This is a genomic window from Streptomyces sp. Root1310 (genome assembly GCF_001426425.1).
Taxonomy (GTDB): Bacteria; Actinomycetota; Actinomycetes; order Streptomycetales; family Streptomycetaceae; genus Streptomyces.
Genome location: NZ_LMEQ01000001.1, coordinates 204984 through 228624 on the forward strand (window position 1 = coordinate 204984; position 23641 = coordinate 228624).

Here is a 23641-nt window from a genome sequence, read left to right on the forward strand (position 1 = left end):
CAGGGGGACTGTTGCATGGGCTGCGGTCTGGCGGGCCGGGTTCACCTGGCAGGCAGCGGAACCTCCCACTAGTGGGTGGACCCGGTGTGCTCCCGCGCAGTCGCCGCCTCGCTCGCCGTCGTCCCGGCCCCCGGCTCGGCGCTCTGCTTCGCGAAGCCGCGCCGGCCCGGCAGGACCGCGAGGACGATCAGTGTTCCGGCGGCCATGATGATCCCGCCGATCAGGCTGGTCTGGGCGACTCCGTGGGCGAAGGCCTGGTGGACGGCGTCCACGGCGGCCTGGGCCTGCTGGGGCCCGGCGGAGGGATCCTGCGCGACCCGCTGCGCGACGGCCAGGCCGGCGCCGACCGAGTCCTTGGCGGTCTCCATCGCCTCCGCCGGGAGCCGGTTGCCCACCAGGTCGGTCAGCTCGTCCCGGTAGGCCGTGCCCAGCAGCGAGCCCAGCACCGCGATGCCCAGCGCCCCGCCCAGCTCCAGCGCGGTGTCGTTGACACCGCCGCCGACGCCCAGCTCGGACTCGGGGAAGGAGCCCATGATCGTGTCGGTCGCCGGGGAGATGGCCAGTCCGAGCGCGAGGCCCAGCATCATCAGCGGCGCCAGGAAGTCCCCGTACGTCGACCCCTTGTCGATCTGGGTGAGCAGGAACATGCCCGCCGTGCCGATGGCCAGGCCGGTCACGGCCATCACCCTCACCCCCAGCTTCGGGGCGAGCACCCCGGTCACCGCGGACCCGAGGAACACCGCACCGCCCAGCGGCAGCAGCCGTACACCCGTGTCCAGGGCGCCGTAGCCGAGGACGAACTGCAGGAACTGCGTCGAGTAGTAGATCACTGCGAACATGCCGAAGAAGAAGAACATCACCGCGAGCATCGAGCCGCTGAAGGGCCGCAGCGCGAACTTTCGGACGTCCAGCATCGGGTGCGGGTGCCGCAGCTCCCAGGCGACGAAGGCGACCAGACCGACACCGGCGACCACGGCGGCGGTGACGGGGCCGGCGCCCCAGCCGGCGTGCGGGCCCTCGATGGCGGCGTAGATCAGGGAGCCGACCGTGACGATCGACAGCAGACCACCGACATAGTCGATCCGGCCCATGCCCTGCGCCTTGGACGGCGGTACCAGGGCGAGCGCGCCGAACACGGCGAGGACGGCGATCGGCACGTTGATCAGGAAGGTCGAGCCCCAGGCGTGGTCCTCAAGCAGCCAGCCGGAGACCAGCGGGCCGACGGCCACCGCCACCCCGGAGGTCGCGGCCCAGGCGGTGATGGCCTTGGCCCGCTCGCTGCGGGGGAAGGTCGCGACCACCAGAGACAGCGTGGCCGGCATCACGACCGCGGCACCGACACCCATGATCGCGCGGGCCACGATGACCAGCGAGGTCTCGTCGACCATGCTCCCCATCACCGAACCGCCGGCGAAGATCAGCAGACCCAGCACCAGCGCGCCACGCCGGCTGTACTTGTCGCCGATCGCGCCCAGCACCAGCATCAGCGCCGCGTACGGAACGGTGTAGGAGTCGACGACCCACTGCAGATCACTGCTGCTCAGGCCCAGGTCGGTGGTCATGTCGGGGGCGGCGACGATCAGCGACGTGTTCGCCATCACCGTGATCAGCAGGCTCAGGCACAGCACGAGCAGCGCCCACCAGCGCCGCGCGTAAGGCCCGGTCATCTTCTCCACGGGGGTATGTGCAAGGAAGGGCATCAGTAGCTCCTGAGAGGGACGGGGCGGACGAGCGGAATCACTTAATTGCCAGTGAGGGGAGCGGGCGACGGGCTGAGATCTCAGGGCTTCGAGATCATCCTGTGGCCCGGTGTGGGCTTGCCTCGGCGATCCCCTGGAGGGCCGCGTCGGTGTCCGCGGTGGCCAGCATCCTGTTGATGTAGTCGCCGGCCAGTGCGCCGGCCGCTGCGGAGGCCCCGACCTGGGCAACCGGATCGGTGGCGTTGCCGGCCACCCACACACCCTGCACCTCGGTGGTGCCGGCCGTGCCGGAGGCGAAACCGCGGCCCATGTTGTTCGGCAGGTCCTGCACCGGCAGGCCCAGACCTTCCAGGCCCTGGGTGCGGGCCTGCATCTGCGGGGTGACCGCGAGGACGCGGCGGGCCACGACCTGACCGTCGGCCAGGCGCACCCCGGCGAGGGCACCGGCCTCGTCGTTGACGACCTCGGCGACAGGGATGTCGATGATGCGGATGCCGCGGGCGGCGAAGCGGGCGCGGCTGTCCTCGTCCAGGTCGGTGCCGTGGGTGAAGTAGGTCAGGTCCTCGGTCAGCTGGCGGAACAGATACGCGTGGCCGATGGAGGCCGGGCCGGTGGCGAGGATGCCGATGGGCTCGTCGCGCATCTCCCAGCCGTGGCAGTACGGGCAGTGCACCACACTGTGCCCCCAGTGCTCGGCGAGCCCGGGTACCTGTGGCAGCACATCCGTGAGGCCGGTGGCCACCAGGATGCGGCGGGCGGTGATGCTGCGGCCGTCGGCCAGGGTGACGGTGAACCGCAGGTCCCCGTCCGCCGACGGGGCGGCGGACTCGGCCGAGACCACCTGGCCGAACACGACGCGTCCACCGTACTGGCGCACCTGCTCCCGGCCCCGTCGAAGGATGACGGAGGGCGGGGTGCCGTCCAGGACGATGAAGCCGTGCATGGCCTCCGCAGGCGCGTTGCGCGGGGAGCCGCTGTCGATCACGACGACCGAGCGGCGAGAGCGGGCGAGGATCAGTGCACCGTTCAGCCCCGCGGCACCCCCGCCGATCACCACCGCGTCGACGGTCCCCTCGGCCAGTGCGTCGCTCGCGTACGCAGGAGTCGCCACAGCCATGGCCTCCTGCCTTTCCTTGTCAGTCATGGTTCGGTCAGCCCTTCGAGTTCCGGGTGGTTGCAGGGGTCAGGCGTTCAGGAAGCCCAGGATGTGATCGGCGACCGTTTTGAGCTGTTCGAGGTGCAGGAAGTGCCCCGCGCCGAGGACAGCCCGACGTCCGTGATGTACAGATCCAGTCCGGCGATGAAACTCGCCGTCGCCAGGATCGCGAGGGTCAGACCGGGCCTTGCAGGCCTGGAAGGCGTCGCAACGCCGGGCGGCGCGGAGGAGTTCAAAGGCATGGGTTGCCCTCAATCGCGCCAGGCGTGCACGCAGCCTGTCCGGTGAGCCCAGGACCGTTGTGTACTGAACAGTCAGAAACCTAGGCGGTTCTGTACTGGGTTGTCAAATACGTTGGGTCGGCTTTACCTTCGATGCATGGCGCGACCACGAAGCTTCGACCCCGACCACGTCCTCCACGCCGCCGAGCGGCAGTTCCGCACTTCGGGCTACAACGGCACGAGCGTCGACGACATCAGCGCCGCCACCGGCCTGGGCCGCGGCAGCCTCTACGCCGCGTTCGACGGCAAGCACGGCGTGCTGCTGCAGGCCATGGCCGGCTACTTCGCCCGGCTGGCGCAGGGTCCGCGGAAGATGCTCGCCGGACCGGACGAGGGCGCCCTGGAACGACTGCACGCCTACTTGCTCCGCGCCGTCCACGGAGTGCCACTCGCCCCCGACGTACCTCCCGCCCCCGACCGGACGGCCGCAGCCTGCTTCGCCGCCAAAATGGCCCTGGAGATCGGCGCCTCCGACCCCGAGGTCAAACGCCTGGCCAGCGACTGCTTCTCCGTAGTCCGCACGGCGGTGGCCGAGTGCGTACGAGCGGCCCAGCGCAATGGCGACATCGACCCCGACGCGGACCCCGACGACCTCGCCTACCTCATGCTGACCATCATCCGCGGGACCGATGTCGTAGGCGCGTACGGCCACAGTCCCGACCGCCTGACCTCGATCGCGGAGACCGCGTTCGCCTTGCTGCCTCGCCCGCGCCACCACTGACAAGGGCACGGCAGGCCTCATTGCACAGGCATCTGATGCGGTCCCCCACTTCGACATCGCGGAGGCACGGCCGGTAGGTTTACGCGCCGCCGTGACCTCGTGTGTTGGCGCGTGCTGTGGTGTTTCCCGGCGGTGTGGGCAACACCCGCAAGGACCCGGAGGCGTTCGCCAGTCTGATCCGCGACGTCGAGACGAAGATCTTCGACGTGCTGCCGGACGAGACCTGGGTCCATCCGGGGCACGGCGACGACACCACGCTGGGCGCGGAGCGGCCGCACCTTCCGGAGTGGCACGCGCGCGGGTGGTGAGTTCTCACCGGGCGGGGCGCGCGTCGTCGAACGCGCGCCCCGTGTGAATCGCGCGCACGCGCCGATTCCTCACGCGCGCTCCCCGCACTCGTGGTTGCGCGGTCAACTGGCAGCAGTTCCGCGCGGGATGACGGCTCCGGCGCGGATCGGGCCGCCGGTCTACGATCCCCGCCCTCGGCCGGCGGCCCAGGCGGGTCCGCAGAGCCTGTTCACGAGAACGCAACACCCGTTCCCAGTATGCGGACAACTCATGGTGTGACCTCGACAAACCGGGGTTTTCGCTGCCACTCTCCGGCCATGCACCTCGCCCCTCGTGTACTGCGCCGCGCCGTCGCCGGCGCCACCGTCGCCCTCCTCGCGACCGCTGTCGGCTGTGCCCCGCAGCCGGAGGACAAGGCGGCGTCGACGCCCTCCGGTTCGAGCGCGGGCACCTGCGCCAAGGGCGAACTGGCCACCGAGACCTCCGGCAAGCTGACGATCGCGACCGACGAGCCCGCGTACGAGCCGTGGTTCAAGGACGACAAGCCCGCCAACGGCGAGGGCTTCGAGTCGGCGGTGGCCTACGCCGTGGCGGAGCAGCTCGGCTACGCCAAGAGCGCCGTGGTCTGGCAGAGCGTGCCGTTCAACAAGGCCTACGCGCCCGGCGAGAAGACCTTCGACTTCGACATCAACCAGGTGTCGATCAGCGACGAGCGCAAGAAGGCCGTGGACTTCTCGTCCGGCTACTACGACGTGCGCCAGGCCGTCATCGCCCTGAAGGGCACGAAGGCGGCCGCGGCGACGAGCATCGCGGACCTCAAGGGCCTCAAGCTGGGCGCCCAGGTCGGCACGACCAGCCTCGACTACATCGACGACGTGGTGAAGCCGACCGCGGACGCGGCCGTCTACGCCAAGAACGACCAGGCCAAGTCCGCGCTGAAGAACGGGCAGGTCGACGCCATCGTCACCGACCTGCCGACCGCCTTCTACATCACGGCCGCCGAGGTCACGGACGCCGAGATCGTCGGCCAGTTCGAGAACCAGGGCGGCACACCGGAGCAGTTCGGGCTGGTCCTCGACAAGGGCAGCGCGCTGACCTCCTGCGTGACCGGCGCCGTGGACGCGCTCCGCGAGAACGGCACCCTGGCCGAGATCGAGCAGCGGTGGCTCTCCGACGCCGTCGACGCGCCGGTGCTCAAGTGACGCTCACCCAGGACGAGTCCGGCCGGGAAGGCGCGGACGAACCGGGCGGCGGGGGCAGGTCCGGGGGCGGCAGGGGCGCCCCCGACGACGGCTACGTCCCTTCACCGCGGCGGCTGGAGCGCGAGCGCCACCGGCGCGGGCGTGCCCGCCGCGCCACCGCGATCGCCGCGCTGTCGACCCTGGTCACCGGCGCCGTCCTCTACCTAATCGTCGTCGGCGCGCCCGGCTGGCCGCGCGCCAAGGAGACCTTCTTCGACGGGCAGTACGCGCGCGAGGCGTTCCCCAAGGTCCTCGAAGGGCTCTGGCTGAACGTCAGACTGCTGCTGGTCTGCGGTGCCGCCGTGCTCGTCCTCGGCATGCTCATCGCCGTGGCCCGCACCCTGCGCGGGCCGGTGTTCTTCCCGCTGCGGGTGCTGGCGGCGGCGTACACGGACTTCTTCCGCGGCCTGCCGCTGATCATCAACCTGATGATCGTGGTACTGGGCGTCCCCGCGCTGCGGCTCCAGGGCGTGACCGTCGACCCCGTGCTGCTGGGCGGCACGGCACTGACCCTGACGTACTCGGCTTACGTCGCCGAGGTGTTCCGCGCGGGCATCGAGTCCGTACACCCCTCCCAGCGCGCCGCGGCCCGCTCGCTGGGCCTGAACAACCGGCAGGCGCTGCGTTACGTCGTCCTCCCGCAGGCCGTGCGCCGTCAGGTGCCACCGCTGCTGAACGACCTGGTGTCGCTCCAGAAGGACACCGGCCTCGTCTCGATCGGCGGCGCGATCGACGCCGTCCGCGCGGCGGACATCATCGTGGGCCGCAGCCTGAACTACACGCCGTACGTCGTCGCGGGACTGGTCTTCGTGGCCCTGACCATCCCGATGACCCGCTTCACGGACTGGGTGACGGCCCGGATGGACCGTCAGCGGGCCCAGGGAGGAACGACATGAGCGACACTCCGGCACCGCGGACTCCGGCACCCCCGGCTCCGGTGCTGCGGATGGAGTCCGTCCGCAAGACCTTCGGCGGGTCCGTCGTCCTTCGGGACGTCGACCTGGAGGTCGCCCCGCACACGGTGACGGCGCTGATCGGCGCCTCCGGCTCCGGCAAGTCCACGCTGCTGCGGTGCGCCAACCTGCTGGAGGAGATCGACGACGGCGCGATCTGGCTGGACGGCGAGGAGATCACCGACCCGCGCGTCGACCAGGACGAGGTACGGCGCCGGATCGGCGTGGTCTTCCAGGCGTACAACCTGTTCCCGCACATGACGGTGCTGGAGAACATCACGCTCGCCCCGCGACGCGTGCACGGCGTCTCCCGCGCGCAGGCCGAGAAGCACGCCGGGGAGCTGCTGGAGCGGCTCGGGCTGGCCGGCAAGGCCGGCGAGTATCCCGACCGGCTCAGCGGTGGCCAGCAGCAGCGGGTCGCGATCGTGCGCGCGCTGGCCGTGCGTCCCCGGCTGCTGCTGCTCGACGAGATCACGGCGGCCCTCGACCCCGAGCTGGTGGGCGAGGTCCTGAACGTCGTCCGCGACCTGAAGGCGGACGGCATGACCATGGTGCTCGCCACCCATGAGATGGGCTTCGCGCGCGAGGTCGCCGATCAGGTCTGTTTCCTGGACGGAGGCGTCGTGCTGGAACGGGGCACCGCCGAGCAGCTCTTCGGCGACCCGCAGCAGGAACGCACCCGGCGCTTCCTGCGGCGGATCGTGGAGGCGGGCCGCCTCTGAGAGGTGCGGTAAGGGGCGCCCGCCTGAAGGGTGGCGCTTACGCGTCCGCCTTGCCCGACCCCGCGAGCGAGGCCACGCGCTCCACGCCGAACACGTATCCCTGCACCCCGCAGCCCGCGATGACGCCGTCGGCGCGCAGCGAGACGTAACTGTGGTGCCGGAAGGACTCGCGCTGGTGGATGTTGGAGATGTGGACCTCCAGCACCGGCAGACCGTCACAGGTGTTGAGGGCGTCCAGGATCGCGACCGACGTGTGCGAGTAGGCGCCCGGGTTGATCACGATGCCGCAGTGGCCCAGCCGCGCCTCGTGGATCCAGTCGACCAGCTGCCCCTCGTGGTTGGACTGCCGGAAGTCCACGGTGCCGCCGTGCGCGGCCGCCGCCTTGACGCACAGCGCCTCGACGTCGGCGAGCGTGTCGGAACCGTAGATCTCCGGCTGCCGCTGGCCCAGGAGGTTCAGGTTGGGGCCGTTCAGGATCATGATCGGGGCGTTGGCCAGGCTGCGGGGCACGGTTCCTCCGGTCCGTTCGTGGGCGGCCCGTCCAAGGCCACCGCTCATACCGGTTTATCACGGTGAAACCGCAGGGCAGCAGGCCGTACCCTCCCGGCATGATCCCGCCCTCTTATCCCCCGAAGCCGTCGCCCGGTGACCGCATAGCCGTCGTCTCGCCCTCCGCGGGCCTGCCCGGGCTCTTCCCGCGCCCGTACGAGCTGGGTCTGGAGCGGCTGCGCGAGGAGTTCGGTCTGGAGCCCGTCGAGTACCCGACGACACGCAGGATGGGGGCGACGCCGCAGGAGCGCGCCGACGACATCCACGCCGCGTTCGCCGACCCGAGTGTGCGGGCGGTCATCGCGTCGATCGGGGGCGAGGACCAGATCACCGTACTGCCGCTGCTGGACCGGGAGTTGCTGCGCGCCGACCCGAAGCCGTTCTTCGGGTGGAGCGACAACACCAACCTGCTGGCGTTCCTGTACAACTCCGGTGTCGTCGCCTATCACGGCGCGAGCGTGATGTGCGAGCTGGGACGCCCCGGAGCCATGCACCCGCTGACCGCCGACTCGCTGCGCGCCGCGCTGTTCACCTCGGGCCCCTACGAGCTGCGGCCCGCCGAGCGGTGGAACGACGTCGGCGGCGACTGGGGCGACCCGGCGACCTTCGCTTCGGAGCCCGGCAGCCGGCCCGGCGCCGGCTGGAGCTGGGTCAACGCCGACCGCGTGGTCGAGGGCCGCAGTTGGGGCGGCAACCTGGAGATCCTCTCCTGGCTGCTGATGGCCGACCGCGAGATCGCCCGCGACCCCGCGGCGTACGACGGCGGGGTGCTGATCCTTGAGACGTCGGAGGAACTGCCGAGCGCCACGGAGGTCTTCCGCATCCTGCGCAACATGGGCGAGCGCGGTCTGCTGCGGCGCTTCCCCGCGCTGCTGATGGCCCGCGCCAAGAGCTGGTCCTTCGAGCGCCCCAACAGCCCTGAGGAGGCCGCCCGTTACGCGGCCGAGCAGCGCGCGGCGGTGGAACGCGCGCTGCGGGTGTACGCGCCCGACACCCTGGCCGTCTTCGACGTGGACTTCGGCCACACCGACCCACAGCTCGTCGTCCCCTACGGCGGCACGATCCGCGTCGACGGTCCCGCGCGGCGCATCACCGTGACCTACTGAGCCCCCGCACGGCGGTCCGCGCCCCCGCACGCCCCCGTAACCCGCGGTCACTGTGGGTAGTTGACGCGGCATGCACGACGTACACACCGTGAAGGCGCCCTCCATGCCGCGGCTCGCGGCCGCCTCGCTCGCCGGGACGGCCATCGAGTTCTACGACTTCTTCGTCTACGGGACGGCGGCCGCGCTGGTCCTGGGGCCGCTGTTCTTCCCGACGTTCTCGCCGCTGGCGGGGACACTGGCCGCGTTCGCGACGTTCGGCGTGGGATTCGTGGCGCGGCCGCTGGGCTCGGTGCTGTTCGGGCACCTCGGGGACCGGCGCGGGCGCCGGCCGGTCCTGGTCGTCTCCCTGCTGCTGACGGGTGCCTCGACGGTCGCGGTGGGCTGCGTGCCGACGTACGACACGATCGGGGTGGCCGCTCCCCTGTCGCTGCTCGTCCTGCGTTTCCTCCAGGGGCTGGGGCTCGGCGGGGAGTGGGGCGGCGCGGTTCTGCTGACCGCGGAGCACGCGCCCGCCGAGCGGCGCGGGCTGTGGTCGAGTTTCCCGCAGATCGGGCCCGCGGTGGGCTTCGTGCTCGCCAACGGGGTGGTGCTGGTCCTGTCGGTGGCGCTGACGGAGGCGCAGTTCGCGCGGTGGGGGTGGCGGGTGCCCTTCTGGGCGGCCGGGGCACTCGCCGTGCTCGGGCTGTGGCTGCGGTCGTCGCTGCCCGAGAGCCCCCGGTTCCTGGAGATCGACGACCACGCGCGGGTGCCGCTCGTCGAGGTCGTGCGCGACCACTGGCGGCTCGTCCTGCTGACCGCCGGGGCGCTCGCCGCCGGGTACGCGATCTTCTATGCCGTGACGACCTGGTCCCTGGCGTACGCGACGGAACGGCTCGGGGTCAGCCGCACGGTCATGCTGGTCTGCATCATGGCCGCCGTGGTGGTGAAGGGTTCGCTGACTCCCGTGATGGCGATGCTCGGCGACCGCCTCGGCCGCCGGCCGTTGTGCCTCGTGGGCTGCGCGGCGGCCGCGCTGTGGATGTTCCCGCTGGTCGCGCTGCTCTCGACCGGCGAGCCGCTGCCGATGTTCCTCGGATTTCTGGGAGCGCTCCTCGCCTTCGTCACGATGTTCGCGGTGATCTCGGCGTATCTGCCGGAGCTCTACGCGCCGCGGGTGCGCTGCACCGGTGCGGCGGTCGGCTACAACCTGGGCGGTGTCCTCGGGGGTGCGCTCACGCCGATCGTGGCGACCGCCCTCGCCGAGCGCTCGGGGCGGGTCCCGTGGGGTGTGGGCGCCTATCTGACGGGGATCGCGCTGCTCAGTCTGGGCTGCTTCGCGCTGCTGCCGGACACCCGGCCGGTGCGGGTGGCCGCCGTGCGGCCGGCTACGGATTGACCGCCAGCTCCAGGTAGGCGGCGAACAGCACGAGGTGGACGCCGCCCTGCAACGGCGTGGCCCGTCCGGGGACCACCGTCAGCGAGCTGACCACGACGGTCAGCGCGAGCAGCACCATATGGGTGGGGCCGAGCCCGAGGACGAGCGGTCCCGAGAGCCAGAGGGAGGCCAGGGCCACCGCGGGGATGGTGAGGCCGATGCTGGCCATCGCGGAGCCGAGCGCGAGGTTGAGGCTGGTCTGCACCCGGTCGCGGCGGGCGGAGCGCAGCGCGGCGATCGTCTCGGGGAGCAGTACGAGCAGCGCGATGATCACACCGACCACCGCTTGGGGCAGTCCCGCGGCCTCCACTCCGGACTCGATCGTGGGCGAAACGCCCTTGGCGAGGCCCACCACACCGATCAGGGCCAGGCCGAGCATCCCCAGGCTGATCATGGCGGTCCGGGCCGTGGGGACTCCGGCGTGGTCGTCGGCGGTGATCACGTCTCCCTGCCGGGTGACCGGCAGGAAGTAGTCGCGGTGCCGGACGGTCTGTGTCGCCACGAAGAGGCCGTACAGGACCAGGGAGGACAGGGCGGCGAAGGTGAGCTGGACGGCGGAGAACTCCGGGCCCGGTTTGCTGGTGGTGAAGGTCGGCAGGACCAGGCTGAGCGTGGCCAGGGTGGCGACGGTCGCGAGCGCCGCGCCGGTGCCCTCCGGGTTGAAGATCGCCGTGCCGTGGCGCAGCGAGGCGACCAGGAGGGAGAGGCCGACGATGCCGTTGCAGGTGATCATCACGGCCGCGAAGACCGTGTCCCGGGCCAGGGTCGAGCTCTTGTCCCCGCCGTCCGCCATCAGGGTGACGATCAGGGCGACCTCGATGATCGTCACGGCGACGGCGAGAACGAGGGATCCGAAGGGTTCACCGACCCGGTGGGCGACGACCTCCGCGTGGTGCACGGCGGCCAGAACCGCTCCGGCGAGGACCAGCGTCACCACGACGACGACCGCGCCGGGCAGGTCGCGTCCCCAGGTCAGGGCCAGCAGGACGACCGCCAGCACCGGCACGAGCGCTGTCCACCGGGTCGTGACCGACCTGAGCCGAGCGATCATGCAGTGATCGTCGCAGAGGCGTACGGGCTCCGCATTCCGGCCCGTCCCGCCCGCGTGCGGCCCCGTCGTGCCCGTCCTGCCCGTGCGGGCAGGACGGGCAGGACGGGCGGGTGCGCGGCTGACGTCACCTGAACTCGGTCGTGTCCTGGACGTCGCAGTCGGTGAAGGACGGGGGCCGGGTGCAGAGGGCGGCCATCCGCTCGGCGAACTTGCCCGTCTCCGGGTCGTCGCTGTTGCGCATGGCCTCCTCGTGGGAGTCGAACTCGATCACCACGAGGTAGCGGTTCGGCTGGTTGCGGTCCTTGAGGACGAGGCGGCGCGTCGGGCCGTCGGCCCGGCCCGTGATGCGCTGGTCCCCTTCTTCGGCCAGCGCGCGCATCTCGTCGATGCGGTCGGTCTCGAACTCGAGGATCTGGACGAACCTCTGCGATGTGCCCATCGTGCCTCCACCCGGAACCGGCGTCCCCGGGTGGAGACGCCCCGCTCCAACGAAGCACCGGGAGCGGTGCTCGGCAATTCGCCGCGCACCGCTCCCGGGGATGGTTGTTCCTACGTCCTCCGTGGTCAGGCCTCGATGCTGTCCTTCGGAGCGCCTTCGCTCTCGGTACGCGCCGCCTCGGCCGCCGCCCGCTTCTTCGAAGCCAGCAAACTGGTGATCGTGGTGACGATCAGCACGGAGCAGATGACACCGAGCGAGACCGGGATGCTGATCTCGGGCACGTGGACCCCGGACTCGTGCAGGGCGTGCAGCACCAGCTTCACGCCGATGAATCCGAGGATGACCGACAGGCCGTAGCTGAGGTGGACCAGCTTCCTCAGCAGGCCGCCGATGAGGAAGTAGAGCTGTCGCAGACCCATCAGCGCGAACGCGTTGGCGGTGAAGACGATGTACGGGTCCTGCGTCAGGCCGAAGATCGCGGGGATCGAGTCGAGGGCGAAGAGCACGTCGGTGGTGCCGATCGCGAGCATCACGACCAGCATCGGGGTCATGACCCGCTTGCCGTTCTGCTCGATCCACAGCTTCGTGCCGTGATAGCGGTCGGCGACGCCGAACCGCTTCTCCACGGCCTTGAGCAGCTTGTTCTCCTCGAACTCCTCGTCCTCCTCGTCGGCACGGGCCTCCTGGATGAGCTTCCAGGCGGTCCAGATCAGGAAGGCGCCGAAAAGGTAGAACACCCACGCGAAGCTGGCGAGGATCGCGGCGCCCGCCGCGATGAAGATCGCCCGCAGGACCAGGGCTATGAGGACACCGATGAGCAGGACCCGCTGCTGGTACTGGGACGGCACCGAGAACTTCGCCATGATCAGGACGAAGACGAAGAGGTTGTCGACACTGAGCGACTTCTCGGTGATGAAGCCCGCGAAGAACTCGCCGGCCGGCTCACCGCCGCCGAAGACGAGCAGCCCGACTCCGAAGAGCCCGGCCAGAGCGATCCAGACGACGGTCCAGATGCCCGCTTCCTTGATCGACACGTCGTGCGGCTTACGGCCGATGAAGAAGTCGACCGCGATCAGGGCGGCAAGACCCACGATGGTGAGGACCCACAGGGCCAGGGAAACATTCACTGCGCCTCCGACAGTACGTAACGGCAGGTAATCAGCGTCGTTGCGCTGCCGGAGGTCTCTTCCACCCTGAACGGGCCGGCGCCCCGGGATCATGTCTGATCCGTATTGACGGGTACGCCGCAGCAGGAGTACTCCCCTCCGTGAGGAAAACAGTACCCCAACCACCAAGAGAAGGTAAAGCGATTGGTAAAAGAAAAGCCAAATCTCCTGGTCAGAGGACTTTACTAGTACTTGGCGCGGGCTGCCGCGACCTGCGCGAGGACCTGCTGCAGCACCTGGCTGCCGGGCGGCACAAGGCTCGGCTCGTACGTCCAGGCATGCCCCACCCAGGGGTCGGCGAGGTGATCCTCGGCCACCGGTGTCAGCCGCAGCAGCGCACGCCACAGCGGATCCAGCAACGGACCGTAACTGTCGGCGTCCTCCCGGTCCGCGACCATCATCAGGTGGACACCGACGCCGGGTCCCTCGTCCGCGAGGTAGCGCAGCTGGGTCACGGCACGGTCGTCGAAGCCGTGCGGGAAGTCGTTGACGACCAGGAGCTGCTGGGCCGTGTCGAAGCCGGGCGGCAACGAGTCGGCCATCCCGCCGCGCACGGCCATCTGCACCAGGTCGACCCGCTCGGTGAGCCGTCCCAGAACCGCCGCGACTCCGGCCGCGCCGACCGCGGGCGGGGCCGCGAGCACGCCGCTCTGCACCAGTGGCGCGAGTTCTCGGGCACCCGAACCGGCCGGATCGACCACGTGCACGGTGAACTCGTCCGCCGGATGCACCGCCAGCAGCCGGGCCGTGTGCGCCACGGCCGACTCCATGGCCAGGCGGCGCAGCTCGTGGGAGTCGGCGAACGACCCGTCGGACAGGCCCGACCGCCCGCTGTCGATCCACAGACCGCGCTCGAGCGGGAGCCTCACCAGCATCGGGATGCGCAGCGGGTCGCTCTCGGGAAGGTGCAGATCGCCCAGGCGCACGGCCATGGGCATCTCCATGGGGACGCGGTAGGCGTGCCAGACGGGGTTGTCCCAGCGCGCGTACGCCGCGGGCAGCGCCGGTTCGACCACATCGGCCTCGGCGCCGAGCTGGACGAGATCCCGGTCCAGAGCCTCCCGGGCCTGGTCGACGAGCTGGACGTGCTTGGCCTGGGCCGCCTCGCGGGCCGCGTCGCCCTGGCCGCCCATCCTGCTGCGCGGATCGGACAGGACCTGGTCCAGCTCCTTCTCCATCCGCGTGTCGGCGAAGTCGACGGCGCTGCGGTACGCGGCCGTGCTGCGGGCCAGGTCCTCGAACATCCCCCAGACCTGGTTGTAGAGCCGCTCCTCCATGGACCAGCCGGTCGCGTCTCCGGCGACGGGCCGGGCGGGCTCTCCGGGCCGGGCCGGAGGCGCGGTGGGCGGAGGCGGGGGCGGAGCGGCGTTCTGCCGACGCGGATGGCTGTAGTCGATCGGGCCACCGGCCGTGGGTGGCGTCGGCTGGGTGGCGTCGGGGTCCGCCGGTGTGGCGCCCGCCGGGTAGCCCGGGGCCGAGGGGCCCTGCGGGTTCTGGGTCGCCCCGTACGGGCCGGCACCGCCCTGGGTGCCCTGGGTGCCGTACGGCGAGCCGCTCTGGTCCGGGCCGAGGGCGGACGCGGCCGCCTGCCGGGAGCGGTCGCCGTCGGCGGTACGCGGCGGCGCCTGCACCGAGCGGGCCAGTCCCTGGACCACGGCGTCGTTGATGCCGGCCGCGAGGCGGTGCGCCTGCGTCAGACCCTGGTCGGTGAGGAGTTCGGCGAGGCCGCCCGCATAGCCCTGGCCGACGGCGCGCACCTTCCAGGCGCCCTGCCGCCGGTACAGCTCCAGCGCGATGACCGCCGACTCCGCGTCCAGACCGGTGATGGTGTAGGTGGCGACCTCCGTGCCGTCGAGACCGGTGACCGCTACGAAGGGGGCCGCGACCGAGCCGAAGCTGACCGGCCCGCCGACGCCCGTGGGCAGCGCGAGCAGCACACTGACCCGGTGCACGGCCGCCGACACGGCGTCCAGGTCCACCGCGAGACGGTGGTCGGCGGCCGCCTGCCGGGAGACCTCCAGGCCGGGCAGTGTGGGTACGCCGGGGTGGGCCACCCACTCGACGCCGGGGACCTTGCCGCTCTCGTCACCGAGTGTGGCAACCGCCATGACCGGCCTGCCGGCCGAGACCCGGATCTCGAGGCGGACCTGGGAGAGCGGGTGGTTCTGCCCCCGCACCAGCTCGGCCGTCATCGCCTGTCGTCCCCCTGCGTCGCGTGTGGTGTTGTCTCGGGTGCCGCTCTCCGCCCTACAGCGCGGGCAGGATCGCGGGCATCAGGTCCTGGAAGGTGCGGCCGTTGGCCGGAGCGCCGAGGGCCGTCATGTTCCAGCCCCCGCCCACCCGGTGCACCTTCGCCATGATCTGGGCGGTGTAGGCGCCGCCGCCCGCCAGCGTGTAGCGCGCGAGCTCCTGGCCGTTGGTCTCGTCGACCAGACGGCAGAAGGCGTTCTGCACTTCCTGGAACGTCTGCCCGGTGAAGGAGTTCACCGTGAAGATGATCTGGTCGATGTGGACCGGCACGCGCGCGAGGTCGACGAGGATCGCCTCGTCGTCGCCGCCCTGGCCGACACCGCCGACGAGGTTGTCACCGGTGTGACGGACCGAGCCGTCGTCACTCACCAGGTGACGGAAGAAGACGACGTCGACCGGCTGCTTGTCGGCGAACAGGACCGCGGAGGCGTCGAGGTCGATCTCCCGCGTCCGGGAGCCGAACAGGCCGCGCCGCGGCGCCGCCTGCCAGCCGAGACCCATGCGCACCGCGGTCAGGCTGCCCCCGTCGTTCTTCTGAAGACTGATGGCCTGACCCTTGGTCATGTTGACGGTCACGCGCTGATTCCCCTCTCGAGCTGTCCCCTGTTGCCGCGAGCCCGCGGTTGACGGAAACCCTACGCAAAGGCACTGACGGTGCCGTACCCAGGCCCGCACTTTGTGTCGGTCTTGCAACACAGGGCGTGCGGGGCGGGGCACGACGACCGCAGGCGTCCGTCAGGCCAGACCCGCCTCCCTCATCTGGCGCAGTTCCTTCTTCATCTCGGAGACCTCGTCGCGGATCCGGGCAGCGACCTCGAACTGGAGGTCGGCGGCGGCGGCCCGCATCCGCTCCGTCATCTCCTCGATCTGCCCGGCGAGTTCGGCCGCGGGACGGTCCGTCGGCACCGTCTCCTCGGACCTGCCCTTGGCCGCCTTGGACTTGGTGCCCTTGGCCGCCTTGCCGCCGAGGGAGGGCACCGGGGCCTTGGTTCCCCGCCCGTCCTTCTTCGCGCGGTAGCCGGAGCCGAGCAGCTGCTCCGTGTCGACCTCCTCGCGGGAGATCTGGGCGACGATGTCGTTGATCTTCTTGCGGAGCGGCTGCGGGTCGATGCCGTTCGCGGTGTTGTAGGCGACCTGCTTCTCCCGGCGGCGGTTGGTCTCCTCGATGGCCCGTTCCATGCCCGGCGTGATCTTGTCGGCGTACATGTGGACCTGACCGGAGACGTTGCGCGCCGCGCGGCCGATGGTCTGGATCAGCGAGGTGCCGGAGCGCAGGAAGCCCTCCTTGTCGGCGTCGAGGATCGCCACCAGGGACACCTCGGGCAGGTCGAGTCCCTCCCGCAGGAGGTTGATGCCGACCAGGACGTCGAACTCGCCGGCCCGCAGCTCACGCAGCAGCTCGATCCGGCGCAGCGTGTCGACGTCACTGTGCAGGTAGCGCACCTGGATGCCGAGTTCCAGGAAGTAGTCCGTGAGGTCCTCGGCCATCTTCTTGGTGAGCGTGGTGACCAGGACACGCTCGTCCTTCTCCACGCGCGTGCGGATCTCGTGCACCAGGTCGTCGATCTGACCCTCGGTCGGCTTGACGACGACCTCCGGGTCGATCAGACCGGTGGGACGGATGATCTGCTCGACGGTGCCGTCCCCGCGGGAGAGCTCGTACTTGCCGGGGGTCGCCGACAGGTAGACGGTCTGCCCGATGCGCTCCTGGAACTCCTCCCACTTCAGCGGGCGGTTGTCCAGGGCGGAGGGCAGCCGGAAGCCGTGGTCGACGAGGGTGCGCTTACGGGAGGCGTCCCCCTCGTACATGGCGCCGATCTGCGGGACGGTGACATGGGACTCGTCGATGACGAGCAGGAAGTCGTCCGGGAAGTAGTCGAGCAGGGTGTTCGGCGGGGAGCCCGGCGAACGGCCGTCGAAGTGCATCGAGTAGTTCTCGACGCCCGAGCAGGAACCGATCTGGCGGAGCATCTCCAGGTCGTACGTGGTGCGCATGCGCAGCCGCTGGGCCTCCAGGAGCTTGCCCTGCTTCTCCAGGTCGGCCAGGCGCTCGCCCAGCTCCTTCTCGATGTCGTTGGCGGCCCGCTCCAGGCGTTCGGGGCCCGCCACGTAGTGCGTGGCCGGGAAGATGTACAACTGCTGGTCGTCGCTGATGATCTCGCCGGTGAGCGGGTGCAGCGTGGACAGGGCCTCGATCTCGTCGCCGAACATCTCGATGCGGACGGCGAGCTCCTCGTAGACCGGGAAGATCTCGATGGTGTCGCCGCGCACCCGGAAGGTGCCACGGCTGAACGCCAGGTCGTTGCGCGTGTACTGGATGTCGACGAAGCGGCGCAGCAGCTGGTCCCGGTCGACCTCGTCGCCGACCCGGAGCGGGACCATGCGGTCCACGTACTCCTGCGGGGTGCCGAGGCCGTAGATGCAGGAGACGGAGGCGACCACGACGACGTCACGGCGGGTGAGCAGCGAGTTGGTCGCGGAGTGGCGCAGACGCTCGACCTCCTCGTTGATCGAGGAGTCCTTCTCGATGTAGGTGTCCGACTGCGGGACGTACGCCTCGGGCTGGTAGTAGTCGTAGTACGAGACGAAGTACTCCACCGCGTTGTTCGGCAGCAGTTCGCGGAACTCGTTCGCCAGCTGGGCGGCCAGGGTCTTGTTCGGCGCCATCACCAGGGTGGGGCGCTGGAGCTTCTCGATCATCCACGCCGTGGTCGCGGACTTTCCGGTGCCGGTCGCGCCGAGCAGGACGACGTCCTTCTCACCTGCCTCGACGCGCTTGGCCAGCTCGGCGATGGCCGCCGGCTGGTCGCCGCTGGGCTGGTAGGGACTGACGACCTCGAAAGGCGCCACCGTGCGTTCGATGTGAGAAACGGGCCGCATGCCATCCACCGTACGACCCCCCACTGACAACGGGGTCCGATCAGCGGTTTCGCGAGGGCCGGCCCCCGTGGGCCCGCGGGTGCGGGAGTCAGCGGTTCTGCGGGGTCCGGGACTCGCGGTGCGGCACCTTCCGGCGGCTGCGGAGCTGGGAGCGCCGCGTCGGGTGCGGGGCCGGTGGGTGCGCCGGGACGCCGGGTTTGTGCTCGGCGGGGGTCCAGTCGGGCTTGCCCATGACCATCAGCGGATCGAACATCACGACCACGCCCGCGAGGCAGAGGAAGGCGAGGGGACCGATCAGCATCGGCGCGAGGAGGGCGGCGGGAGAGTCACCCGCGGTCGGGGCGCCCGTGTGCAGATGGACGCTCAGGGCGGCCATCCCGGTGTAGTGCATGCCGGTCACGGCCAGCCCCATGACCAGGCTGGCGCCCACGCTCCACAGGAAGCCCCTGACCTGTCCGGCGGCCCACAGGGCGGCGGTGGCGGCCGCCATGGCGATGGCGACGGAGGTGGCGACGGTGAGCGTGTTGTACTCGAAGGTGCCGTTGAAGCGCATTCCGGCCATGCCCAGGTAGTGCATCGACGCGATGCCCAGGCCGGTGATGGTGCCCCCGGTGAACAGCGCCGTTCCGCTCGCTCCCCGGTAGCCGACTATGAAGATCCCCACGCCCACCATGACGATGGCGACGCCCAGGCTCGCGTAGGTCATCGGTTTGTCGTAGTGGATCGGGGCGCCGTCGACGGTGAAGCCGATCATCGCGATGAAGTGCATGGTCCAGATGCCGGAACCGATCGCCGCCGAGCCGAGGGCGAGCCATCCCGGGCGCCAGGACTGGGCGACGAGCAGGGCTCTCGTGGTGCAGCGCAGACCGAGAGCCCCGCCGAGGCAGGCCATGAGGTAGGCCACCAGCGGTGTGACGAGTCCGTAGCTGAAACCGTCGACCGTGCCGTGCATGCGCGGTAGCCCTTCGCCCTGTTGCTTGATCTTCTGAAACTCGCCCCTCCCCGGGACCGCTGAGCGCGGTCAAGGCTGAGAGAGAGTATGACCCCCACCGGAATGGTCGAACGATTTTCCGGCAAAGAAACACGCCCTTGTCGCACATGTGCGGCACCGGTGAGCGGCCTCCGGGGTCTCCCTTCGTTCTGTGGTCATCCTGTACCCCTCCGGCGTCGACCCTCTGCTGTCACTGTTGAGCTGTAGGTGATGGCCCGACGCGAGGAGTACGCATGCACGCGCGCGTAGTTGCCGCGACCGCCACCGCGGTCCTGGGCATCGTCGCCCTCCTGCTCCCCGTTCACGACGCCCGCGCGGGCGGCGCCTTCCGGCCGGCGGTGATCGCCCACCGGGGCGCCTCCGCCCACGCCCCCGAGAACACCCTGGACGCCGTCGACGAGGCCGCCTCGCTGGGCATCCTGTGGGTGGAGAACGACGTCCAGCGCACCAAGGACGGCGAGCTCGTGGTGATCCACGACGACACCCTGCACCGTACGACCGACGCCGAGGAGGTCTTCCCCGGCCGGGCCCCGTGGAAGGTGGGGGACTTCACGGCGGCCGAGATAGCCCGGCTCGACGCGGGAAGCTGGTTCGGCGCCGCGTACACCGGTACGCGGGTGCCGACGCTGAAGGAGTACGTCGAGCGGGTCGAGCGGCACCACCAGAAGCTGCTCCTGGAGGTCAAGAACCCCGAACTGTATCCGGGGATCGAGCAGCAGACCCTCAAGCTGCTGGCCAACGAGGGCTGGCTGGACCGGCGGCACCTCACGAACCGGCTGATCGTGCAGAGCTTCAGCGCCGACAGCCTGCGGACCCTCCACGACCTGAAGCCCGGGGTGCGGACCGGTCTGCTCGGGAGGCCGGCCGTCTCGGACCTGCCCCGGTTCGCGGGCTTCGCCGACCTGATCAATCCGTCGTACACCGCCCTCTCCCCCGCGTACGTCTCCGCCGTGCACGCGCTCACCGGTCCGCACGGCAAGCCGATGAAGGTCTTCGCCTGGACCGTCGACGACCCCGCGACCGCCGAGGCCGTCGCCGCGTACGACGTCGACGGCGTGATCACCAACAAGCCCGACGTGGTGCGGCGGGCCCTGTACGGGTACTGACGCCGGCAGCCCCGGGGCGCGGTGCGGAGGGGGCCGTGCCGACCTCCCGGGGCGTTGTCGGTGCCAGGTCGTACGGTGGGCGCATGGACAGCCACGGGCAGGAAGAGCAGCGGGTCGTATGGACCGTCGTCGGCACCGACATCGGTCCGCTGTTGCTGGCCGCGACCGGTGAGGGCCTGCTCAACGTCGTGTTCCACGCCACCGACGCGGTACGCGACCAGGCGCTCGGCCGGCTCGCGGCCCGACTGGGCACCGAGCCCGTCGAGGCACCCGGCTCCCCGCTGCTGGCCGAGGCGATACGCCAGGTGAAGGCCTACTTCGCCGGTGAGCGACGGGCCTTCGAGCTGCCCTTGGACTGGTCGCTGATCTCGGGCTTCAACCGGCAGGTGCTCCGCGAACTCGAGTCCGGCGTCCCGTACGGGGCGGTCGTCGGCTACGGCGATCTCGCCAGGCGGGTGGGACAGCCGCTGGCGGCGCAGGCGGTCGGAGTGGCGATGGGCGCCAATCCGCTGCCGGTCGTCGTGCCCTGCCACCGGGTGGTGGAGAGCAACGGCGGCATCGGCGGTTTCGGGGGCGGTCTGGAGACCAAGCGGAAGCTGCTCGCGCTGGAAGGGGTACTACCCGAGCCGCTGTTCTGAGGGGACACTGCGCCGGTGACCACATCCCCCGGCCGTCGCCACGGCCGCGCGACGGTCCGGCGCGGGCCGTGACCGCCGTCGAGCGCGCCGGGTCCGCGCCCGTCGACGCCGCCCTCCTGCCCGCACTGCGGCGCCGCACGACCGGGGTGCTGGTCGCGAGCCAGATCCTCGGCGGGCTCGGCGTCGCCACCGGCATCGCCCTGTCCGCCGTGCTGGCCCGGCAGGTCAGCGGCACCGAGGCGCTGTCCGGCCTCGCGCCCACCGCCACCGTCGCCGGTACGGCCGTGCTGTCCGTGCCGATGGCCGCGCTGATGACCGCGCGCGGGCGCCGGCCGGGGCTGGTACTGGCCTATCTGGTGGGGGCCCTGGGCGCCTGTGTCGTCGTGGTGGGGGCGCGGGCCGGTAACTACCCGCTGCTGCTGTGCGGCATGGCGGCGTTCGGCGCGGCGTCCTCCGCGAACCTCCAGGCGCGGTTCGCCGCCGCCGACCTGGCCGAGCCGCAGCGGCGTGCCCGGGCCATCTCGAACGTGGTGTGGGCGACCACCATCGGCGCGGTCCTCGGCCCGAACATCGCCGCGCCCGCCGGCCGGAGCGTCGCCGGACTCGGCATACCCGAGGCCGCGGGCCCCTTCCTGTGGGCCGCCGGGATCTTCGTCCTGGCGGCGGTTCTGGTGGCCGTTCTGCTGCGCCCCGACCCGCTGCTGACGGCCCGCGCGCTCGCGCCGCTGGAGGAGCGGTCCCCGCAGGCCCGTTCCCTGCGTGCCGGTCTGGCGGCCGTCGCCGCCTCGCCCCGCGCGCGGCTCGCCCTCGTGACGGTGGCCGTGTCGCACACGGCGATGGTCTCGGTCATGTCGATGACCCCGCTCGACCTCACCCACCACGGCGCGAGCATCGATCTGATCGGGCTGGTCATCAGCGGGCACATCGCGGGCATGTACGCGTTCGCTCCGCTGATGGGACGGCTGGCGGACCGGGTGGGGAGGCTCTCCGTGGCGGGACTCGCGGCCGGGCTGCTGGCCGTCGCGATGTTCCTGGCGGGGACGGCGGGCGAGCACCACGGGCAGACCGCCGCCGGGCTCTTCGTGCTCGGGCTGGGCTGGTCGGCCGGCCTCGTGTCGGGCTCCGCGCTGCTGACGGACTCGGTGCCGCAGTCCGCGCGCGCCGCCGCCCAGGGGATCTCCGATCTCACCATGAACACCTCGGCGGGGTTCGGCGGAGCGATCGCCGGGCTGATCGTCGCGCAGGCGAGCTACGCGTGGCTCAATGCCGCCGCGGCGGCTCTGCTCGTCCCGCTGGCCGCCTTGGTGCTGTTCACCCGGACCGGGACCAAGAACGGGAACGGGAACGGGAACGGCAAGGGGAACGACGGCAGCTCCAGCACGGCTGCGGAGGACAGCCCGCCTGGCGTACGGCAGTCGTAGGTACGGCAGTCGTAGGTACGCCGGCCTGCGTACGCCAGTGGTGGCCAGGTCAGTCGTAGTGTCGTGCCTCGATGACGTTGCCGTCCGGGTCGCGGAAGTAGAAGCTGCGCGTGGCCTCGCCGCGGGCGCCGAAAGAGCCGTGCGAGACGTCCGACACGGGGACGGCGCGCTCCTCCAGGCGGGCCAGCAGCGTGTCGAAGTCGCCCCGCGGCAGGGCGAGGCAGACGTGGTTCACGGGATGCCCCGCGCTCTCGGCGGCACCCGGGAGCATCCTCATCCGCTCGGCCATCGACAGCGGCATGAGGTCGAGGATGGCCTCCGCGTTGACGCGTACGGACGGAAACGGTTCCTCTCCGGCGGCGAACTCGGCGAGCCGTACGGGCTCCAGGCCGACGGCCTTCTCGTAGAAGTCGGCGGCGGCTATCGGGTCGCGTACCCACAGGACCACATGGTCGAGACGTGTCGTGTTGTCCGTCATACCTCCCAGGCTGGTGTCCTGCTCCACAGGCCGCAAGGGTTTGACCGGGCGCGCCGCCCGCCAGAGATGAGGGGAGACCGACGGACAGGAGGCGGGCGCGTGGTGCTGGTGGTGTCGGAAGAGGTGCGGGACGCGGTCGACGCGCGTCGACCCGTGGTGGCCCTGGAGTCCACGATCATCTCGCACGGGCTGCCCCGCCCGCGCAACCTCCAGGTGGCGCTGGAGCTCGAGGAGGTCGTACGCGCGGAGGGCGCCGTACCCGCGACGATCGCCGTGCTGGACGGGCGGCCCCATGTGGGCCTGGACAAGCAGCAGTTGGAGCGGGTCGCCAACGAGGACGGCTTCCGCAAGCTGGGCCATCGCGACCTGCCGCTCGCCGTGGCCTCGGGGGCGAGCGGGGCGACCACCGTCTCGGCCACGGCCCTGCTGGCGGCGCTGGCGGGGGTGCGGGTGTTCGCGACGGGCGGGCTCGGCGGGGTGCACCGGGAGTGGACGGTCACCCAGGACGAGTCGGCCGACCTGGGGCTGCTGGCGAGCACCCGGATCACGGTGGTGTGCGCGGGAGTGAAATCGATTCTGGACGTGCCGGCGACCCTCCAGCGGCTGGAGACTCTGGGCGTCGCCGTCGCCGGGTACGACACCGAGCGCTTTCCGGGGTTCTACCTGTCCGACTCGGGGCATCCCGTGGACTGGACGGTGCGGACCCCGGGCGAGGTGGCCGACGTGATGCGGGCCCAGGACGCGCTCGGCGGTCCGGAGTCCGCGCTGATCGTCGCCAACCCGGTTCCCGAGGAGGAGCAGCTCGATCCCGGGCTGCACGCGCGTGTGCTCGCCGACGCGCTGCACGCGTGCGAGGAGGCCGGCGTCACCGGCCAGGGCGTCACACCGTTCCTGCTCGACTACCTGGTCCGGCACACCGACGGCGCGTCCCTGAGCGCCAATCTGGCGGCGGTGCGCGGCAATGTACGGCTGGCGGCGCGGATCGCGACGGCGTGGGCCGAGGCATGACCGCCCGACCGGTCCGGACGGACGGCGGTCCGGACGACGCCGACGAGCCGATCCGGGATGCGGGATCGGGGGCGAGGCCGG

At 71.0% G+C, this 23641-nt stretch carries 22 protein-coding genes and 1 pseudogene; 12 read left to right on the forward strand and 11 right to left on the reverse strand.

Going from position 1 to position 23641, the window contains the following annotated elements:
• Positions 1–68: 68 nt before the first annotated feature.
• Together ASD48_RS00970 and ASD48_RS00975 are read right to left on the reverse strand one after the other, a co-directional pair.
• On the reverse strand, positions 69–1700 hold the full coding sequence (locus tag ASD48_RS00970) for an MFS transporter (RefSeq protein WP_057599399.1): 1632 nt from the start codon (positions 1698–1700) through the stop codon (positions 69–71).
• Positions 1701–1794: 94 nt separating this feature from the next.
• Positions 1795–2817, reverse strand: a complete 1023-nt coding sequence (locus tag ASD48_RS00975) for an NAD(P)/FAD-dependent oxidoreductase (RefSeq protein ID WP_057599401.1) — start codon at positions 2815–2817, stop codon at positions 1795–1797.
• A gap of 90 nt (positions 2818–2907) precedes the next feature.
• On the opposite strand from ASD48_RS00975, the gene ASD48_RS00980 reads away from it, so the two are divergent.
• From ASD48_RS00980 to ASD48_RS01000, 6 genes and pseudogenes are all read left to right on the forward strand, one after another.
• Complete coding sequence (locus tag ASD48_RS00980) at positions 2908–3144, forward strand: hypothetical protein (protein ID WP_057599403.1); 237 nt, start codon at positions 2908–2910, stop codon at positions 3142–3144.
• A gap of 90 nt (positions 3145–3234) precedes the next feature.
• Complete coding sequence (locus ASD48_RS00985) at positions 3235–3858, forward strand: TetR/AcrR family transcriptional regulator (RefSeq protein WP_057599404.1); 624 nt, start codon at positions 3235–3237, stop codon at positions 3856–3858.
• Positions 3859–3977: 119 nt separating this feature from the next.
• Positions 3978–4166 (forward strand): annotated as a pseudogene (locus ASD48_RS41415) (MBL fold metallo-hydrolase); the annotation flags it as partial.
• Between the two features lie 297 nt (positions 4167–4463).
• A complete protein-coding gene (locus ASD48_RS00990; protein WP_057599406.1) occupies positions 4464–5348 on the forward strand; it encodes an ABC transporter substrate-binding protein in 885 nt (294 codons plus the stop codon).
• Positions 5345–6283 carry an amino acid ABC transporter permease gene (locus ASD48_RS00995; RefSeq protein WP_057599409.1) on the forward strand — a complete coding sequence of 313 codons (939 nt, stop codon included), beginning with the start codon at positions 5345–5347 and terminating at the stop codon, positions 6281–6283. Before ASD48_RS00990 ends, ASD48_RS00995 begins: the two co-directional genes overlap by 4 nt.
• Positions 6280–7062, forward strand: a complete 783-nt coding sequence (locus ASD48_RS01000; RefSeq protein WP_282438166.1) for an amino acid ABC transporter ATP-binding protein — start codon at positions 6280–6282, stop codon at positions 7060–7062. Before ASD48_RS00995 ends, ASD48_RS01000 begins: the two co-directional genes overlap by 4 nt.
• Before the next feature lie 37 nt (positions 7063–7099).
• Here ASD48_RS01000 and aroQ read toward each other — a convergent pair whose 3' ends face one another.
• Entirely contained in the window at positions 7100–7573 is a 474-nt protein-coding gene (gene aroQ / locus ASD48_RS01005) for a type II 3-dehydroquinate dehydratase (RefSeq protein ID WP_057599412.1), read from the reverse strand.
• A 98-nt stretch (positions 7574–7671) separates the two neighbouring features.
• Here aroQ and ASD48_RS01010 point away from each other — a divergent pair, with 98 nt between their 5' ends.
• Together ASD48_RS01010 and ASD48_RS01015 are read left to right on the forward strand one after the other, a co-directional pair.
• A complete protein-coding gene (locus ASD48_RS01010; RefSeq protein WP_057599414.1) occupies positions 7672–8718 on the forward strand; it encodes a S66 peptidase family protein in 1047 nt (348 codons plus the stop codon).
• 70 nt (positions 8719–8788) lie between these two features.
• Positions 8789–10093, forward strand: coding sequence for an MFS transporter (locus ASD48_RS01015; protein WP_242432477.1), 1305 nt, complete (start codon positions 8789–8791; stop codon positions 10091–10093).
• On the opposite strand, the gene ASD48_RS01020 is transcribed toward ASD48_RS01015, so the two are convergent.
• The 7 genes from ASD48_RS01020 to ASD48_RS01050 form a co-directional block, all read right to left on the reverse strand.
• The gene (locus ASD48_RS01020) at positions 10083–11183 is read right to left on the reverse strand and encodes an ionic transporter y4hA (RefSeq protein ID WP_057599416.1); all 1101 of its coding nucleotides are present in this window, start codon (positions 11181–11183) and stop codon (positions 10083–10085) included. The two genes, ASD48_RS01015 and ASD48_RS01020, sit on opposite strands and share 11 nt — an antisense overlap.
• A 124-nt stretch (positions 11184–11307) precedes the next feature.
• Positions 11308–11622: a hypothetical protein gene (locus tag ASD48_RS01025; RefSeq protein ID WP_057599418.1), complete on the reverse strand. Its 315-nt coding sequence runs from the start codon at positions 11620–11622 to the stop codon at positions 11308–11310.
• Positions 11623–11747: 125 nt separating this feature from the next.
• Positions 11748–12749, reverse strand: a complete 1002-nt coding sequence (locus tag ASD48_RS01030) for a TerC/Alx family metal homeostasis membrane protein (RefSeq protein ID WP_107104198.1) — start codon at positions 12747–12749, stop codon at positions 11748–11750.
• Between the two features lie 224 nt (positions 12750–12973).
• Positions 12974–14980 (reverse strand): TerD family protein, encoded by a 2007-nt coding sequence (locus ASD48_RS01035; RefSeq protein WP_057599420.1) that lies wholly within the window; start codon positions 14978–14980, stop codon positions 12974–12976.
• A 55-nt stretch (positions 14981–15035) separates the two neighbouring features.
• A complete protein-coding gene (locus ASD48_RS01040; protein ID WP_057599421.1) occupies positions 15036–15614 on the reverse strand; it encodes a TerD family protein in 579 nt (192 codons plus the stop codon).
• 159 nt (positions 15615–15773) lie between these two features.
• Positions 15774–17918, reverse strand: coding sequence for an excinuclease ABC subunit UvrB (gene uvrB, locus ASD48_RS01045; protein WP_057599423.1), 2145 nt, complete (start codon positions 17916–17918; stop codon positions 15774–15776).
• An 88-nt stretch (positions 17919–18006) separates the two neighbouring features.
• The gene (locus tag ASD48_RS01050; RefSeq protein WP_057599425.1) at positions 18007–18870 is read right to left on the reverse strand and encodes an MHYT domain-containing protein; all 864 of its coding nucleotides are present in this window, start codon (positions 18868–18870) and stop codon (positions 18007–18009) included.
• A 272-nt stretch (positions 18871–19142) separates the two neighbouring features.
• On the opposite strand from ASD48_RS01050, the gene ASD48_RS01055 reads away from it, so the two are divergent.
• From ASD48_RS01055 to ASD48_RS01065, 3 genes are all read left to right on the forward strand, one after another.
• Positions 19143–20015, forward strand: a complete 873-nt coding sequence (locus tag ASD48_RS01055) for a glycerophosphodiester phosphodiesterase family protein (RefSeq protein WP_057599427.1) — start codon at positions 19143–19145, stop codon at positions 20013–20015.
• An 83-nt stretch (positions 20016–20098) separates the two neighbouring features.
• A complete protein-coding gene (locus ASD48_RS01060) occupies positions 20099–20653 on the forward strand; it encodes a methylated-DNA--[protein]-cysteine S-methyltransferase (RefSeq protein WP_057599428.1) in 555 nt (184 codons plus the stop codon).
• A 68-nt stretch (positions 20654–20721) separates the two neighbouring features.
• Positions 20722–22074, forward strand: coding sequence for an MFS transporter (locus ASD48_RS01065; protein WP_057599431.1), 1353 nt, complete (start codon positions 20722–20724; stop codon positions 22072–22074).
• Between the two features lie 49 nt (positions 22075–22123).
• On the opposite strand, the gene ASD48_RS01070 is transcribed toward ASD48_RS01065, so the two are convergent.
• Positions 22124–22552: a VOC family protein gene (locus ASD48_RS01070; protein WP_057599432.1), complete on the reverse strand. Its 429-nt coding sequence runs from the start codon at positions 22550–22552 to the stop codon at positions 22124–22126.
• A gap of 99 nt (positions 22553–22651) precedes the next feature.
• Here ASD48_RS01070 and ASD48_RS01075 point away from each other — a divergent pair, with 99 nt between their 5' ends.
• Positions 22652–23560, forward strand: coding sequence for a pseudouridine-5'-phosphate glycosidase (locus tag ASD48_RS01075; protein WP_057599435.1), 909 nt, complete (start codon positions 22652–22654; stop codon positions 23558–23560).
• The last annotated feature ends 81 nt before the right edge of the window (positions 23561–23641 follow it).

Excerpts from the sequence above, each read along its gene's own strand:
- ASD48_RS00985 (WP_057599404.1), top strand. The coding sequence starts at position 3,235 with ATGGCGCGACCACGAAGCTTCGACCCCGACCACGTCCTCCACGCCGCC.
- ASD48_RS00990 (WP_057599406.1), top strand. The coding sequence starts at position 4,464 with ATGCACCTCGCCCCTCGTGTACTGCGCCGCGCCGTCGCCGGCGCCACC.
- ASD48_RS01000 (WP_282438166.1), top strand. The coding sequence starts at position 6,280 with ATGAGCGACACTCCGGCACCGCGGACTCCGGCACCCCCGGCTCCGGTG.
- ASD48_RS01025 (WP_057599418.1), bottom strand. The coding sequence starts at position 11,622 with ATGGGCACATCGCAGAGGTTCGTCCAGATCCTCGAGTTCGAGACCGAC.
- ASD48_RS01060 (WP_057599428.1), top strand. The coding sequence starts at position 20,099 with ATGGACAGCCACGGGCAGGAAGAGCAGCGGGTCGTATGGACCGTCGTC.
- uvrB (WP_057599423.1), bottom strand. The coding sequence starts at position 17,918 with ATGCGGCCCGTTTCTCACATCGAACGCACGGTGGCGCCTTTCGAGGTC.
- ASD48_RS01055 (WP_057599427.1), top strand. The coding sequence starts at position 19,143 with ATGCACGCGCGCGTAGTTGCCGCGACCGCCACCGCGGTCCTGGGCATC.
- ASD48_RS01050 (WP_057599425.1), bottom strand. The coding sequence starts at position 18,870 with ATGCACGGCACGGTCGACGGTTTCAGCTACGGACTCGTCACACCGCTG.
- ASD48_RS01015 (WP_242432477.1), top strand. The coding sequence starts at position 8,789 with ATGCACGACGTACACACCGTGAAGGCGCCCTCCATGCCGCGGCTCGCG.
- ASD48_RS01070 (WP_057599432.1), bottom strand. The coding sequence starts at position 22,552 with ATGACGGACAACACGACACGTCTCGACCATGTGGTCCTGTGGGTACGC.
- ASD48_RS01035 (WP_057599420.1), bottom strand. The coding sequence starts at position 14,980 with ATGACGGCCGAGCTGGTGCGGGGGCAGAACCACCCGCTCTCCCAGGTC.
- ASD48_RS01020 (WP_057599416.1), bottom strand. The coding sequence starts at position 11,183 with ATGATCGCTCGGCTCAGGTCGGTCACGACCCGGTGGACAGCGCTCGTG.
- ASD48_RS01010 (WP_057599414.1), top strand. The coding sequence starts at position 7,672 with ATGATCCCGCCCTCTTATCCCCCGAAGCCGTCGCCCGGTGACCGCATA.
- ASD48_RS00970 (WP_057599399.1), bottom strand. The coding sequence starts at position 1,700 with ATGCCCTTCCTTGCACATACCCCCGTGGAGAAGATGACCGGGCCTTAC.
- ASD48_RS00975 (WP_057599401.1), bottom strand. The coding sequence starts at position 2,817 with ATGGCTGTGGCGACTCCTGCGTACGCGAGCGACGCACTGGCCGAGGGG.